Source organism: Methylobacterium sp. OAE515 (assembly GCF_041806315.1).
Taxonomy (GTDB): Bacteria; Pseudomonadota; Alphaproteobacteria; order Rhizobiales; family Beijerinckiaceae; genus Methylobacterium; species Methylobacterium tardum.
On the sequence record NZ_JBGMUV010000001.1, the window covers coordinates 1,736,451 to 1,751,730 of the forward strand.

General features: G+C 70.4%; 13 protein-coding genes. 12 read left to right on the plus strand and 1 reads right to left on the minus strand.

Going from position 1 to position 15,280, the window contains the following annotated elements; genetic code table 11:
* Nucleotides 1-206 precede the first annotated feature (206 nt).
* The 7 genes from ABIE45_RS08560 (at nt 207) to ABIE45_RS08590 (ending at nt 8,192) form a co-directional block, all read left to right on the plus strand.
* Nucleotides 207-1,808 (plus strand): YcaO-like family protein, encoded by a 1,602-nt coding sequence (locus ABIE45_RS08560; RefSeq protein ID WP_192706325.1) that lies wholly within the window; start codon nt 207-209, stop codon nt 1,806-1,808.
* Nucleotides 1,805-2,677, plus strand: a complete 873-nt coding sequence (locus ABIE45_RS08565) for a sugar phosphate isomerase/epimerase family protein (RefSeq protein WP_192706326.1) — start codon at nt 1,805-1,807, stop codon at nt 2,675-2,677. Before ABIE45_RS08560 ends, ABIE45_RS08565 begins: the two co-directional genes overlap by 4 nt.
* 160 nt (nt 2,678-2,837) lie before the next feature.
* The gene (locus ABIE45_RS08570) at nt 2,838-4,076 is read left to right on the plus strand and encodes a glycosyltransferase family 4 protein (RefSeq protein ID WP_192706327.1); all 1,239 of its coding nucleotides are present in this window, start codon (nt 2,838-2,840) and stop codon (nt 4,074-4,076) included.
* Nucleotides 4,077-4,262: 186 nt separating this feature from the next.
* The gene (locus tag ABIE45_RS08575) at nt 4,263-5,021 is read left to right on the plus strand and encodes a PIG-L family deacetylase (RefSeq protein ID WP_192706328.1); all 759 of its coding nucleotides are present in this window, start codon (nt 4,263-4,265) and stop codon (nt 5,019-5,021) included.
* Nucleotides 5,011-5,640 carry a uracil-DNA glycosylase gene (locus ABIE45_RS08580; protein ID WP_192706329.1) on the plus strand — a complete coding sequence of 210 codons (630 nt, stop codon included), beginning with the start codon at nt 5,011-5,013 and terminating at the stop codon, nt 5,638-5,640. Before ABIE45_RS08575 ends, ABIE45_RS08580 begins: the two co-directional genes overlap by 11 nt.
* A gap of 151 nt (nt 5,641-5,791) precedes the next feature.
* A complete protein-coding gene (locus tag ABIE45_RS08585; RefSeq protein WP_192706330.1) occupies nt 5,792-6,877 on the plus strand; it encodes a lysylphosphatidylglycerol synthase domain-containing protein in 1,086 nt (361 codons plus the stop codon).
* 19 nt (nt 6,878-6,896) lie between these two features.
* Nucleotides 6,897-8,192 carry an ATP-binding protein gene (locus ABIE45_RS08590; protein WP_192706331.1) on the plus strand — a complete coding sequence of 432 codons (1,296 nt, stop codon included), beginning with the start codon at nt 6,897-6,899 and terminating at the stop codon, nt 8,190-8,192.
* Here the strand turns inward: ABIE45_RS08590 and ABIE45_RS08595 are convergent.
* Nucleotides 8,183-8,785, minus strand: a complete 603-nt coding sequence (locus ABIE45_RS08595; RefSeq protein WP_192706332.1) for a glutathione S-transferase family protein — start codon at nt 8,783-8,785, stop codon at nt 8,183-8,185. The two genes, ABIE45_RS08590 and ABIE45_RS08595, sit on opposite strands and share 10 nt — an antisense overlap.
* Nucleotides 8,786-8,966: 181 nt before the next feature.
* Between ABIE45_RS08595 and ABIE45_RS08600 the strand changes: the two genes are divergently transcribed.
* From ABIE45_RS08600 to ABIE45_RS08620, 5 genes are all read left to right on the plus strand, one after another.
* Complete coding sequence (locus tag ABIE45_RS08600; RefSeq protein WP_192706333.1) at nt 8,967-11,441, plus strand: heavy metal translocating P-type ATPase; 2,475 nt, start codon at nt 8,967-8,969, stop codon at nt 11,439-11,441.
* On the plus strand, nt 11,438-11,911 hold the full coding sequence (cueR, locus tag ABIE45_RS08605) for a Cu(I)-responsive transcriptional regulator (RefSeq protein ID WP_192706334.1): 474 nt from the start codon (nt 11,438-11,440) through the stop codon (nt 11,909-11,911). Before ABIE45_RS08600 ends, cueR begins: the two co-directional genes overlap by 4 nt.
* Nucleotides 11,912-13,532: 1,621 nt before the next feature.
* Nucleotides 13,533-13,829, plus strand: a complete 297-nt coding sequence (locus ABIE45_RS08610; protein ID WP_192706335.1) for a hypothetical protein — start codon at nt 13,533-13,535, stop codon at nt 13,827-13,829.
* A 367-nt stretch (nt 13,830-14,196) separates the two neighbouring features.
* A complete protein-coding gene (locus ABIE45_RS08615; RefSeq protein WP_192706336.1) occupies nt 14,197-14,829 on the plus strand; it encodes a PRC-barrel domain-containing protein in 633 nt (210 codons plus the stop codon).
* A gap of 27 nt (nt 14,830-14,856) precedes the next feature.
* Nucleotides 14,857-15,096 (plus strand): hypothetical protein, encoded by a 240-nt coding sequence (locus tag ABIE45_RS08620; protein WP_192706337.1) that lies wholly within the window; start codon nt 14,857-14,859, stop codon nt 15,094-15,096.
* Nucleotides 15,097-15,280: the final 184 nt, after the last annotated feature.

The window sequence follows — 15,280 nt, forward strand, 5'->3', positions numbered from 1 at the left end:
ACACAACACCGAGCCGCGACCCGATCCATCTCACCCGCGCCCGCATCCTGAGGTGCTGCGCAGCAGCCTCGAAGGAGGGTTCCAGAGATCACGGCGCCCTCACGGAGCCCTCCTTCGAGGCCTCCGCTGCGCTTCGGCACCTCAGGATGAGGTGGGTGGATGGGACAGGGGCACGGCGCACGGCTCGCGGCAGACGGAAACACGACTTGACCCAAGCAGACGCCTTCAACGACCAGGACGACCGCGCCCGTCACGAGCGGATCAAGGCGCCGCGCCCCTACCGCTTCGGCGCCAAGCGGCCGATCGAGGGCCTGCCCGAGACCCTGCCCGACCCGGTCAAGGCCTATCTCGACGTCCTGCCGGAGGGGCGCATCGTCGGCTTCCCGCTGGCGCCCCTCGATCGCACCGGCATCCCGGTCTGGTTCGTGGCCCTGTTCCTCGACGACCCGTTCTTCGTCGGCGCAATGCCGTCGGGCATCGGCTACGGCGCCACCGATGACGAGGCGCTGATCGGCGCCGTGGCGGAGATCGCCGAGAACCTGATGCCGTCGCTCGCGGTGCTCCCGCGGGCGAAGGAGCGGGCGAGCTACGCCGACCTCGTGCGCGTCTACGGCACCAAATCCGTCGCCGACCCGCTGACCCTCTGCCTCCCGGCCGGCTCTCCGGTCGGTCGCGACACGGTCCTCGAATGGACGCCCAGCGTCCGGCACGCCACGGGCGAGATCGTGCTGATGCCGCTCGATATCGCCGCCACCGACTATTTCGAGCTGTCGGAAGGCTACAAGCCCTTCACCAACCTGATCACAAACGGGCTCGGCGCAGGGCCCGACGTGCCCTTCGCCCTGGGCCACGGCGTGCTGGAGCTGCTGCAGCGGGACGGCAACGGCCTGCTGTTCCGGGCTCTCGACCAGGGCGTGATGCTCGACCTCGACGGCATCGGCCCGGAGAACGCCGCGATGCTGGCCCGGCTGAAGGAGCTCGGGATCCGGGCGCTCCCGAAATTCGCCACCGACCAGTTCGGGCTGACCAACCTCTACGTCGTCGGCTACGACGAGGATCCGGCGCGCACCCCGGCGCCGATCGCGTTGTCGGCCTGCGGCGAGGCCTGCGATCCGGACCGGGAGCGGGCGCTGCGCAAGGCGCTCCTGGAGTTCCAGGCCGCGCGGGTCCGCAAGACCTTCGGCCACGGCCCCCTCGACATGGCCGCCACGGTGACGCCGCCCGGCTACGTCGATGCGTTCATCCAGAAGGCGCTCCCCAGCCTGGACCTGGAGGAGAGCCGCGCCCTGCAGGCGATGCTCGAATGGATCGAGATGCCGGCGGCCGACCTGCGCGGCGTGCTGGCCGACACGGTCTATTCGGAGCGGAGCACCAAGCGGTTCTCGGAGCTGCCCTCGACCTCGGCCGCCGACGGCCATGCGCGGGGCAAGATCGCCTGCGACCGGCTGCTGGAGGCCGGGTTCGACGTGCTCTACGTCGATTGCACGCCGCCGGGCGGCCGGGTCGGCGTGGTCAAGGCGATCGTGCCGGGGCTCGAGGTCGAGACCATGAGCTACTACCGGATCGGTGAGCGCAACACGCGAAAGCTCCTCGACCGCGATCACCCGCTGATCCGCTTCGGGACCGAGAGCGAGACCCTTCGCCCGGTGCGGCTCACGCCGGAGGCCCTGGAGCGGTTCGGCGGCCAGCCGCTGTTCGACACGGCCCTGGCCGAGACGATCGTCGGGCGGCACTATCCGCTGTACCGCGAGCCGGAATCGCACCATGCGCCGTTCCGCCTCGCCCAACGGCAGGGGAGGGCGGCGTGACGCTCCGGTTCGCCTACAACACCAACGGCGCGGCCAACCACCGCCTCGACGACGCGCTCCATCTGATCAAGGCGGCGGGCTACGATGGCGTGGCCCTGACGCTCGACATCCACCACCTCGATCCGTTCGCCGAGACCTGGGCGGCCGAGGCCGGCCGGGTGGCGAGTCTCTTGGAGAAGCTGGAGCTGACCTGCGTCATCGAGACTGGCGCCCGATTCCTGCTCGACCCCAACGCCAAGCACGAGCCGACGCTGGTGACGGCCGATGCCTCTGGCCGCGCCCGCCGGGTCGGCTTCCTCAAGCGGGCCGTTGAGATCGGCGCCATGCTCTCCGCCGAGGCGGTGTCGTTCTGGGCCGGCGTGCCGAAGCCCGGCGTCGATCACGGCGAGGCCCGGCGCTGGCTGGTCGAGGGGTTGCACGAGGTCGCGACCTTCGCCACCGAGTCCGGGGTCGTGCTGTGTCTGGAGCCGGAGCCCGGCATGCTGATCGAGACGCTCGACGACTATGCGGCCCTCGACGTGCCGGGGCTCAAGCTCGCCCTCGACACCGGCCACTGCCTCGTCACGGGCGAGCGCGAGCCCGCGGCGGCGGTGCGCGAATTTTCAGACCGGATCGGCACCGTGGCGATCGAGGATATGAAGCGCGGCAGCCACATTCATCTGCCTTTCGGCGAGGGCGACATGGACGTGCCGGGCGTGCTGGAGGCCCTGGAGGAAGTCGGCTTCGGCAAGCTGATCTGCGTCGAGCTGTCCCGCGAGAGCCACCGGGCCGACGTGATGATCCCCCAGGCGCTGGATTACCTCCGCGGCTGCCGCCGTGCCGGCCCGGTGCTGGCGGGCGAGCAGGAGACGCGGCGGCAGTGGCAGTGAGGATGGCGGCCCGCCTCTCCTCTCCCTTGCGGGGAGGAGCCGGAGGTGGGGGTGGTGCAGGATCGAGCGATCGGGTGCCTCCTGCACCACCCCCACCTCTACCCCTCCCGGCAAGGGAGAGGGGATCCCGACCGGCCCGCACTCCGCATCGCGTGCAACGATGAGAATTCTCTTCCTCAGCCGTCGCTACTTCCCGGCAATATCCGGCATGAGCGTCTACGCGCAGAACCTGCTGCGCGAGCTGGTCGATGACGGCCACGACGTGACGATGATCTCGCAGTACCGAGGCGACGCCTTCGGCACCCGCGTCTACGGCGGCGGGCCGCCGCCGCCGGTGCCGGGCGTGCGGGTGATCGGCCTGGAGCAGCTCGGTGAGCAGACCTCCGGCGATTTCGAGCGCGACATCGACACGATGGTGGACGCCATCGCCCGAGAGCATGCCGAAAAGCCCTTCGACGTCCTGCACGCGCAGTACGGCTACCCGACCGGCTGGGCGGTGCTGCTCGCGGCGCGCAAGCTCGGGGTGCCGAGCGTCATCTCGATCCAAGGCGGTGACGGCCACTGGGTCGGCTCCTGCTGCGAGACGCACCGGGTCGCCATGTGCGAGGTCCTGGCCCACGCCAACGCGCTGCTGATCGGCGGCGCCTCCTTCGTGGACGAGGTCTGCGAGCGGTTGGGATCGGATCCCGCCCGCTTCACCATCGTGCCCGGCGCGGTGGACACCGACCGCTTCGCGCAAGGCACGCCCGACGGGCTGCCCGCGCCTCATGCCGGGCCGGTGCGGCTGTTCTACCATGGCCGGGTCGACCGCCGGAAAGGCGTGCTCGACTTCATCAACGCCCTGGCGATCCTGCGCGAGCAGGGCACGCCGTTTGCCGCAACGATCTCGGGGATCGGTCCCGACGTGGAGCCCGCGCAGGCACTGGCCGCGGAGCTGGCCTTCTCGGAGCGCGAGATCGCCTTCACGGGCTATGCCGAATACGGCTCCGTGCCCGACCTGTACCGGCGCGCCGACGTGTTCGTCTCGCCGACCTACGCGGAGGGGTTTTCCAACACGATCCTGGAGGCGCTTGCGGCCGGGCTCGCCACGGTGTCGTGCCACGCGGTCGGCGTCTCGGACTGCCTGCGCGACGGCGAGAACGGGCTGCTTGTCGATCCCGGCGACGTGCCCGCGCAGGCCGCCGCGCTCACCCGGGTGATCACGGATGCGGATCTGCGCCGCCGTCTGGCGACCGCCGGCCTGGAGGAATGCCGGCGGATCTATTCCTGGCATGCTGTCGGGCGGCAGATCATGGACGTCTACGCCCAGGTGCGCGACGAACGGCCCGCCACCGACTTCGCGACGGACCTGCCCCACGATCCGACCTGCCGGTTCCGCGCCGAGCCGCATCTGCTCTGAAGGCGCTTCAGTCTTGGAAATCCAACCCGCGGCCTCATCTTGAGGTGCCCGCGCCAGCGGGCCTCGAAGGAGGGCTCCAGATACCACTGCGATCCCTGGAGACCTCCTTCGCGGCCTCCGCTTCGCTCCGGCGCCTCAGGGTGAGGTGACGGGTTGGAGCTCGCACCAGCCGATAGACCCTGAACCATGCCCACCGCGCTCGCCCTCTCGCCCCATCTCGACGATGCGGCCTTCTCCTGTGGCGGCCTTTTGGCGAGTCTCGCGCAGGCCGGTTGGCGCGTGGTGATGGCGACCCTGTTCACCGGCAGCGTCGCCGATCCGCAAGGCTTTGCGCTGGCCTGCCAGCTCGACAAGGGTCTGGCGCCGGATGTCGACTACATGGCCCTGCGCCGGGACGAGGATGTTCGCGCCGCCGTCGCGCTCGGCATCGCTCCGCCCGTGCACCTGCCGTTCCGGGAGGCACCGCACCGGGGCTACGGCTCGGCGCCGGAGCTTTTTTCGGACACCCGCGCCGACGACGGCGTCGCGGCCGAGCTCGCACCCGCGCTCGCGGGCCTGATCGCCGCGGAGAGCACCGATCTCGTCCTCGCGCCCCAGGCGATCGGCGGCCATGTCGATCACGTGCAGGCGGTCCGGGCGCTCCGCAGCCTGGACGTCGCGGCGCCGGTCCTGTGGTGGCGCGACTTCCCCTATACGGTGCGGGAGGCCGCACCGAAGGAGCCCCTCGTCGGCCTGTTCGCCACCCTCGCCGAGGCGGAAATGCGCCTGGATCCGGACGCGCAGGCTCGGAAGCGCACGGCCTGCGCGGCCTATGCCAGCCAAATCGGCTTCCAGTTCGGCGGCGAGGCCGGACTGAACGCGCGCCTGGCCCGCGAGGCGGGGATCGAGCGCTTCCGCCTCTCGGGCCGGCTCGGCGCGGCGATCCCAGGCCTCGATGAGGGCTGAGCCGCAGGCGCCGAAGGCGCTGGCCGATCCCGATGCCCTCGCGGCGCGCCGCGCCCTGATCGGGGCGCCTCACATCGCGCCGATCCGGGCGCTCGCGGACCGGATTGCGGCGGAACGCGGGGCGCCGGTCCCCGTGCCGGACCCCCTGGATGGCGGCGTCGGTGCGCGGATGCTCCTCCTCCTCGAGACGCCCGGCCCGGCCGTGCTGCGCACCGGCTTCGTCACCCGCGACAGCGCGAACGGCACCGCCGCCAACCTGTTCCGTTTCCTCGCCGAGGCCGGGATCGCCCGGGCCGACACGCTGATCTGGAATGTCGTGCCCTGGCTGATCCACGAAGCGGGCGCCCTCAATCGTGCCCCCCGCCGGGCCGAGGTCGCGGCCGCCGCGCCCTATCTGGCCCCGCTCCTCGACCTGCTGCCGCGCCTCGCCGTCGCGGTGCTGGCCGGCCGCTTCGCGGGCGAGGCGGCGCCGGCTGTCGCGGCGCTCCGGCCGGACCTGCCGGTGATCCGGGTGCCGCACCCGAGCCCGACCTATGTCTGCACCTCACCGGACGTCCCGGCCCGGATCCGGAACGGCCTCGCCGAGGCCGCCGCGATCCTCGGTCGGCCGGCCAGTTGAGGATAGAACGTGTGTCCGGGCGGCGCCTTCCCTGGCCTTGCGCGCCCGTTCGGCCTACATGCGGGGCAACGGGCCGCGGTCCGGGAGACTCCGGCACGGGCTGATGCCCGGCGGCCGGGCCGCGCAGCCGGAAGGGCGGACGCCGAACGGCATGAATTTTCAGGGACAGCACCGGAGCGCGGCCGAGAAGGCCGAGCCGGTCCAGCACGACCCCGCGGCCGTACCGCGGAAAAGCCGGCGCAGCCGCTATGCCTGGATCGGCACGGGCGCCAGCATCGTGCTGTTCGCGGTCTCACTCGGCGTGCTGTGGAAGCTCGTCCAGAGCGTGAGCTGGGCCGAGGTCCACGCGGCCATCAAGGCGGCGACGTTCGAGCAACTCAGCCTGGCCTTCCTGTTCGTCGGCATCAGCTACCTGTTCCTCACCGGCTACGACGCGCTGGCCTTACGCCAGCTCCGGATCAAGGTGCCGTACCGGATCACCGCGCTCGCCTCGTTCACGAGCTACGCGGTGAGCTTCACCCTCGGCTTTCCCCTGCTGACCGCCGGCACCATCCGCTACTGGATCTACGCCCGGCAGGGCCTGTCCACCGCCAAGATCGCGGCGCTCACGGTGATCGCCGGATTCACCTTCTGGCTCGGCATGGGTGTGGTGCTGGGCCTGAGCCTGATTATCGAGGCGGGCCAGCTCGCCGGGCTCGCCTTCACGTCAATCCGGATCAACCAGAGCGTGGGCCTTGCGGCGCTCGCCCTTGTGCTCGGCTATCTCGCCTGGGTCTCGGCCAAGAAGCGCAGCATCACGGTCAAGCACTGGCGCCTGGAGCTGCCCGGCGCCTCGGTGTCCATCGGCCAGATGATCGTCGGGATCGGCGACGTCTGCGCGGCGGCGGCCGTGCTCTACGTCCTGCTGCCGCAGGAGACGACGCTGGCCTTCACCACCTTCCTGGCGATCTACGTGCTCGCCGCCATGCTGGGCATCGCGTCGAACGCGCCGGGCGGCATCGGAGTGTTCGAGGCGACGATCCTGCTCGCCCTGTCGAGCCTGCCGCGCAACGAGGTGCTGACCTCGCTGCTCCTGTTCCGGGGCTGCTACTACGTGGTTCCGTTCGTGACCGCCCTGGCGATGCTCGGCCTGTACGAGATCGTCAAGCGCGCGGGCGGCGCGCGCGATCCGGGACCGCCGGAGGGCACCGCCGGCCCGTCCGGCCGGGCGTGGCACGACGGGTCCGGCCCCCGCTGACCGGATCGGCCGGCCCGCCATGCCCGACCGCCCGCTGCCCGACCGCCCGTTGCCGGAGCGCCTGCGCGGTTCCCCGGCCTGGACGGGCGCCGCGATCGCGGCCGGGCTGTTCGGGCTCGCGGCCGCCCTGGCCGGGCGCCTCGACCTGCCGCTGATCCTCGCGGGCCTCGGCGCGGTCTGCCTCGGCGGCTGGCTGGCCGGCCGCGACCGGGCGCTGTCGCCGCCGCGGCCGGCCGCGGCCGCGCCGCGCAGCGCGGTCGCCGAGGCGCTGCTCGCCCATGTGCCGGACCCGGTGATCCTCGTCGATCGCCGGACCCTGGTGGTGGAAGCCAATCCTGCCGCCCGGGCGCTCCTGCCGGCTCTGCACCAGGCCCGGCCGCTGTCCTTCGCCCTGCGCGACCCGGAGGTCCTCGACGGCGTGGAGGCGGTGCTGAGTTCCGGCATGCCCCGCCGGATCGCCTTCTCGACCCGGATCCCCCTGGAGCGGACCTTCGAGGTCCAGATCGGCGCCCTGCCGATGCCCGACGGGTCCGGCGTCAGCGCCGTGCTGTTCCTGCGCGACCTGACCTCGGCCCGGCGCCTGGAGGCGATGCGGGTCGATTTCGTCGCCAATGCCAGCCACGAGCTGCGCACGCCGCTCGCGACCCTGATCGGCTTCATCGAGACCCTGCAGGGGCCGGCCCGCGACGATGCGCAGGCGCGTGCGCGCTTCCTGGAGATCATGCGCGTTCAGGCACTGCGCATGACGCGGCTGATCGACGACCTGCTCTCGCTGTCGCGGATCGAGCTGCGCGAGCACGTGGCGCCGACCGCCGTGGTCGATCTCGGAGCCCTCGCGCGGCAGATGGTCGACGCCCAGGGGCCGCCCGCCGAGGCCCGCGGCGCGTCGATCCGGTTCGAGGACGGGGCCGGCCCCTATCCGGTGCCCGGTGATGCCGATGAGCTCGCCCGGGTGATCGAGAACCTGATCGAGAACGCGGTGAAGTACGGCGGTGGCCAAGTCAGTGTCGGGCTGGCCCGGGAGGAGGATGCCCGGCTCGGCCGCCGCATCATCCTGTCGGTCTCCGATGACGGGCCGGGCATCCCGCCCGAGCACATTCCGCGCCTGACCGAGCGCTTCTACCGCATCGATGTCGCGTCGAGCCGGGCGCGGGGCGGCACGGGGCTGGGGCTCGCCATCGTCAAGCACAGCCTCAACCGCCATCGCGGCCGCCTCGCCATCGAGAGTGCGGTGGGGCAGGGGACGATCGTGCGGGTCAGCCTGCCGGAACACGGCGCCACCGCGCCGCTCCCGGCGGCGGCCGATCAGGCATAGGCGCCGATCCCGAGCTGCGCCTCGACGCGCCCGATCCAGCCGCGGACAGCCGGATACGGTCCGAGGTCGAAGCCGCCCTCATGCGCCATGCGGGTGTAGGCGACGAGCGCCACATCGGCGAGCGTCAGGGCGTCCCCTGCCATGAAGGCGGAGCGCGCGAGCGTCCCGTCCATCAGCCGCAGCGCGTCCGCGCCGCGTTCGGCAAGCTTCGGATCCAGATCCTCGGGCGCGCGCCTGAGGTAGCGGAGCTGGTAGCGACGGACCGCGATGTAGGGTTCGTGGCTGTACTGCTCCCAGAACATCCATTGCAGCATGCGGGCGCGGTCGAGCGGTGCCTCCGGGACGAGCGGGGAGCCCTCCGCCAGGTAGACGATGATCGCGTTCGATTCCGACAGCACCGCGCCGTCGGGGAGGACCACGACCGGCACGCGCCCGGCCGGGTTCAGCGCCAGGAACTCGGGCGTGCGCGTCCCGCCGCCCGGCACGTCCACATCGCGCCACGTCGCGGGAATGCCGAGATGGGCCGCGACCCATTTGACCTTGAGACAGTTCCCGGATCCCGGATCGCCGTAGATCGTGAGCGGCTCGGTCATCCCTGTTCTCCGCAAGGTTGCTGGCGGACCCTGGCCGGACATGGCCGATTCCACAACCATTGCCTTGGGAAATCCCTGCGCATTGCCGCGCATCGCTCTGGCGCCAGTCCCGCCCCTTGACCTTCCCATGATGGGAACCCCCATCTCACTGGGCCTGGAAGCTTCGAACGGAACCGCCGCCATGTCGGACCCCGTCGCCCTGACCCTCCCCGTCGAGGGCATGTCCTGCGCCTCCTGCGTCGGCCGCGTCGAGCACGTCCTCGCGGCATTGCCCGGCGCCCGCGACGTGGCGGTGAACCTCGCCACTAACCGCGCCAGCCTCGTCCTGGGCGGCGGCGCGCGGCCATCCGACGCCGCGGCGGCGCTGGCGGATGCCGGCTACCCCGTTCCCGAGACGCAGAGCCTGCTGGCGCTGGAGGGCCTGTCCTGCGCGAGCTGTGTCGGCCGTGTCGAGCGGGCGCTCGCCGCCGTGCCGGGCGTGACCGGCGCCAGCGTCAACCTGGCCGCCGGGCGCGCCGTGGTCCGCCATCCCAAGGGCGTCGTGGCGATGGCCGATCTGGTGGCGGCCGTGGAGGCGGCGGGCTACGCGGCGCGAGCCGTCGATGCGGCCCAGCCGGTCGACCCGGCGGTCCGGCAGGACGCCGAGGGCCGAACCCTGCGCCGCGACCTGATCGCCGCGGCGCTCCTCTCCGCACCCGTGGTGATCCTCGACATGGGCGGCCACGTCCTGCCGGGCCTGCACGGCGGCGTGGTGACGGCCCTGGTCCAAGCCGTCCTGGCCACCGCGATGCTGGCCGGGCCCGGCCGGCGGTTCTTCCTCAAGGGAATTCCGGGGCTGCTGCGCGGCCGCCCGGACATGAACGCCCTCGTCGCCCTCGGGGCTGGGGCCGCCTACCTCTACTCGCTGGTCTCGACGCTGGCGCCCGGCCTGCTGCCGACGGGCGCGGCCCATCTCTACTTCGAGGCCAGCGTGCTGATCGTCACGCTGATCCTGCTCGGCCGGACCCTGGAGGCTCGCGCCAAGGGGCGAACCGGGCAGGCCATCGCCCGGCTGATGGACCTCGCGCCGAAGACCGCCCGGGTCGTCCGGGACGGCGCGGAGGCCGAGGTGCCGCTCGCCGCTCTGCGCGTCGGCGATGTGGTCCGGGTGCGCCCGGGCGAGCGTGTCGCCGCTGACGGTGTCGTAGCCTCCGGCACCAGCCACGTCGACGAGAGCATGGTCACCGGGGAGCCGGCGCCGGTGCGCAAGGCGCCGGGCGACCGCATGGTCGGCGGCACCCTCAACGGTCGCGGCAGCCTCGACCTGCGCGTCGACGCGGTCGGGGCCGCCACCGTGCTCGCGCAGATCGCCGCCATGGTCGAGCGGGCCCAGGGCGGCAAGCTGCCGATCCAGGCGCTGGTCGACCGGGTCACCGGGCGGTTCGTGCCGGCGGTGATCGGGATCGCCGCGGTGACCTTTCTGGCCTGGCTGCTGCTCGCGCCGGCGCCCGCGCTGGGGACGGCACTGGTCAATGCGGTGGCGGTGCTGATCATCGCCTGCCCCTGCGCCATGGGCCTGGCGACGCCGACCGCCATCATGGTCGGGACCGGGCGCGCGGCGGCGCGGGGTGTCCTGTTCCGCGACGGCGCCGCGCTGCAGCGCCTGCGCGACGTGCGGGTCGTCGCCCTCGACAAGACCGGCACCCTGACGGAGGGGCGGCCCCGGGTCACGGATCTCGCCCCGGCCGACGGCGTCGCGGCGGACGAGGCTCTGGCCCTGGCGGCCGGCCTCGAGACCCGCTCGGAACACCCGCTGGCCGGCGCCGTCGTGGCGGCCGCCCGCGAGCGCGGCCTCCGGGTGCCCGAACCGGACAGCTTTGAGGCAATGGACGGGTTCGGCATCGCTGGCCGCGTAGCCGGCCGGGCCGTGGCGCTCGGCGCGCCGCGCTATCTCGACCGGCTCGGTGTCGTACTGGATCCGGCGCTCGCCGACCGCGCCGAACGGCTAGCCGGGGCGGGACGGAGCCCGGTCCATCTGGTCCTCGACGGCCGCCACGCTGCCGTGCTGGCCCTGGCCGATCCCGTGAAGGCCGGTGCGCGCGAGGCGGTGTCGGCGCTCAAGGCGCGCGGCCTCACCGTCGCGATGGTGACGGGCGACGATCCCCGCGCCGCCGCTTGTGTCGCCGAACGCCTCGGCATCGACCATGTGGCCGCCGGGGTTTTGCCCGGCGGGAAGGTCGAGGCGGTCCAGCGGTTCCGGGCGGCGCACGGGCCGGTGGCCTTCGTGGGCGACGGCATCAACGACGCGCCGGCGCTCGCCGAGGCCGATGTCGGGCTGGCCATCGGGACCGGCACAGACATCGCCGTGGACAGCGCCGACGTGGTGCTGATGTCGGGGAGCCTGGACGCCCTCGTGGAGGCGCTGGCGCTCTCGCGGGCGGTCATGGCCAATATCCGACAGAACCTGTTCTGGGCCTTCGCCTACAACGCCGCGCTGATCCCGGTCGCGGCGGGCGTGCTGGTGCCGTTCGGCGGCCCGGCCCTGTCGCCGATCCTGGCCGCGGGCGCCATGGCGTTCTCGAGTGTCTTCGTTCTCGGCAACGCGCTGCGGCTGCGCCGGGCCGGCGGGCGGCCGACCCCTGCCGAGCCGGCGGCGCTCACCCCGAGGACCGCATGAGCGCGGCGCTCCTGACGATCGGCGAGGCGGCGCGGCGCACCGGCGTCTCGGCCAAGATGATCCGCTGGTACGAGGCGACCGGCCTGCTGCCGCCGGCCGCGCGTTCCGAATCCGGCTACCGCCATTACGGCGAGGCCGATCTGCACACGCTGCGCTTCATCCGCCGCGCCCGCGACCTCGGTTTCAGCGTCGACGCAATCGCCGACCTGCTGGCGCTCTGGCGTGACCGGGATCGGCCGAGCGCCGGCGTGAAGGCGATCGCGCAGGAGCAGATCGCGGATCTGCGCCGCCGCATCACCGAGCTGGAGGGTATGGCGCGGACGCTGGAGCATCTGGCGGGCGCCTGCTGCGGCGACGAGCGGCCGGACTGCCCGATCCTGGACGACCTCGCCGCGGCGGACCGTCCGCCCACGCCTCGGCCATCGCGCCGCGGGCTCTCCGGACGCGGCGCCGCGCGCAGAGCCGGGTGAGCGCGGCGACTTCTCTTCGGAGGGAGGTCGCCACGTCCCTGGAACAGGCCGGTCTGGGCTGTCGTTCAGACGCTTGAGCGTTTTCGGAACGAGCTGACTTGGAAGATTTTGGTTTTCGCAGGACTTCGCCAACACCCCGTCCGCATTCGCATCCGGGCGGGTTACGATGCGGCGGTTGACCAGGCCGATCCCGTGACGATCTCCATGAGTGGCGCACCACTCAGCGCCGCAAGCTGGCAGAGCCCGCACGATCGATTCCTCTAATTCATCCAGCGTCTACGCGGTTGGGTTTCTACCCCGCTGCTCGAACCTGTCGAGCGCCGCCACGTCCGAGAGGAACGAGAAGCGAAACCGAGCGACCCCGCCCTGCGTCGTGTGCCGTGCGTGAACGTGTGGCGGAGGATTGTCCTCCGCAGCGATGAAGATCTGAATCGCTCCGACCCGGAAGACCTCTCAACGTTACGGCGACGCGGCTTCAGCCGCACTGCGCTGGAGAGGCTCGGGTTGAGAAGCGCTCGTTCGCCGCTCAGGCGGCCGTACGACGTTGCCCTCCCAGCGCTGTGCTGAAGCGATATTGTTGCGGAAGCGCTAGCATTCAGATTGTCTCAGATCGCTGATGATCGAGAAGGCAATCAACGCTTCGCTCCTATGCAGACGCAGGCGCGTAAAGTCCATCGACCAGGGTATTATAGGAATAATTTATCCGGTTACAGAAATAGATCTCTATATTGCGCACCTCTGCATTCCGTGCTGATATGATCCCGATCGACACATTTTATTGGTCGTGAAAACAATTCATTGAGCGGAGCCTGGGTCCTGACGGAGGCGATCAATGCGCAAAATAAGTATGTTTCTGGCCGCTCTCGGTCTCGCGACGAGCGTGTTCTGGCTGACGATGTTGACGACGCCACCTGTCTCTGAAGCGAGCCCCCAGGCGCAAATCGACACCCGCGATTTGACGTTGAAAGCACATCCGGATGGCGGCTTGCCATGCGATGCATTTTAGGGTCATCTTGCTTTTATAGATGCTTTACTCAAATCCATGGTCAATTTGCTTGCGATCGGGTCCCGTTGGCATCGGGCCTCGCCGTGCTCAAACCGCTCGACTCAAAGCTTGGCCGGTTGAGGTTAGTGTATCCCATGCCGCCCGAAGCCTTCCCTCGTGCACAGGCCGTAACGTAGCTGCGGGATTGGGTAAGACGGGCGGAACAGCAACGCCGCCGCCGCGTACGATGTCGACGATTAACGGCGATGAGGCGACAAGCCAGAAGTGATCCGGATGATCGGCGGCATCTTCGTAAAAATGTTGATTGTAAATCATTCGTGACCTGTTCGTCGGCTTCGGCGCGCCAAAACTAAGCCCGGAGGTGAAAATCGGGACACTTCCAGGACTCCGCCTCGAAGTGTGACACGGTGGCTGCGGGGCCGTGCTTTACTGGGCGCGGCTGACCATACCGGCTGCGGTTTTGGGATCTTCGGAGAGACCGCTGCTTCCGAGTGCATTTCGCAACATGTGTTTGCGAGTTAAGTGGCTGATCAAGGTCGACAAAGCTGCGAGCAATCAGGCATCCTGACCAACAAGCGCATCCGAAGAGTTGCGTTCGGGAGAGGGAGTGCCGTCGTGGCAGCGGAACGATTACATCTCACCGTGAGCGCGCGTTATCGACTGAAGCTCCTCTCCCGGGGGCCTCGGCAGTACGGCCCTGAGGATTACCAGTGTAAAGCTCTGTCCCGCCGTGGCCTGATCGCGCCTCTTCCCGATCCGTCCGCAGATGGCACGCGCCGATGGGCCATCACCGAGGACGGCCTGACCGTGCTGCAAAGCTACATCCAACCGATCAGGACGGTCGCCAGACAGCCGGAACGCAGCGCCATGATCCCGCAGGAGCGCCGCTCGATCGATGACAGCGCGGGTTAGGCCGGCTGCCCTCAATCATGCTTCCGATGACGGATGGGGCACCAAACATTGTGGCAGTCGCCATTCAATGAGCGCAAGATTTAGAGAGCGAGCATCTTTCTTCGGGTTGATTTGGTATTCGACCCCCTGCTTGGACCGGGCAAAGCCGCCCCACTACAAGGTATCCGCGAGACAATATTTGTGCACGGCAATTATCGCTGGTCTCAGCTGAAAATGCTTGATCGGGCGTTCGTCACAGCAGGCCTTCCAAAGGCTCTGAGCGCGGTCGACACGATCGCCGGGCCGCCGGCCGCACCGTCGATGAACCCAAGGGCACAATCCATCGTTCTCGTCGTGTCTGTTTTGGCACGAGTTCAGAGAGCCTGGGATGCGCGGTGCCCTTCTCAAAGCCAGGATGCTGGGTGTCCTCCTCGTCACCGCCGCGCTGCCTGCGGCGGCGTCGCCGTCCGCGCCGTCGGATGCACCCGCGGCCCGGTTCATCGAAGGCCCCGAGCCCGGAACCATACCGGCCTCGCAGATGATCGGGGTTCCGGTGATTGGAATGGACCACGTGGGGGTTGGAAAGATCGAGGACGTGTTGGTCGACGGAGGTGGTCAGGTCCGGGCCGTGATCATCGGGGTCGGCGGCTTCCTGGGACTGGGCGAGAAATCCGTTGCGCTGCCCTTCGACCAGATCGCCTGGAATTTCAGCGATGTGTCGCTGACAAGCGGCCCGAACTCGATCGTGACGCCCAAGACCGCGCCCGGCGCCGAGGCGGCCGAGCGGGCGGGGCCGGACACGATGCCGGGCGCGCGGACCACCCGCGATACCCTCGGTGCGGTTCAGAACCAGCATACCGGGCGCGTGACCGAAGCGACCGGCTCCGTGGAAGCCGAGCGACCCAGCGGCACGCCGGCGACGGTCCTCGTCGGCGAGAAGCTCTGGCGCGCCGAAGTCCGCTTGACGCGGGCGCAACTGGATGCAGCGCCGGCGTTCCGCTCCGGGAAGTCCCGCCTCTAGCGTTCACGCCTCGCCCGGGAGAGAGTCATGCGAAGCGCCGTTCTCACCGGCCTGATCTGGGCTTCGAGCCTTCAGGGCGCGCTGGCACAGCAGACCCACCCGGCACCCCCGATCTCGGAGTCGGGCCCCGCGCAATCCAGCTCGGGCGCGGCCACGGCCGCGGCGGTCGACTTCAACTGGGTCTGGCTGAGTCTGGTCGTGGCCGTCGTGGTTCTTGCCCTCTGGTACATCGCGCGTCGACGTCAGTCCGGTCCGCCACCCCGCTGATCCCCGGCCCGCGCGTCACGGGCGCGCCGGCGCCGCACAGCAGGGGCAGCGCGTCCCGGAGCGGCAGCAGGGCCGCGGAGGCGGTTCGGATCATCGCCGGAGCGATGCGTCATCCCGGATTGATGATCAGGATTCGACCTGTGCGCCGCCCCGGCAATGCCGCGCGCTTTGTATCCGCGCCCGG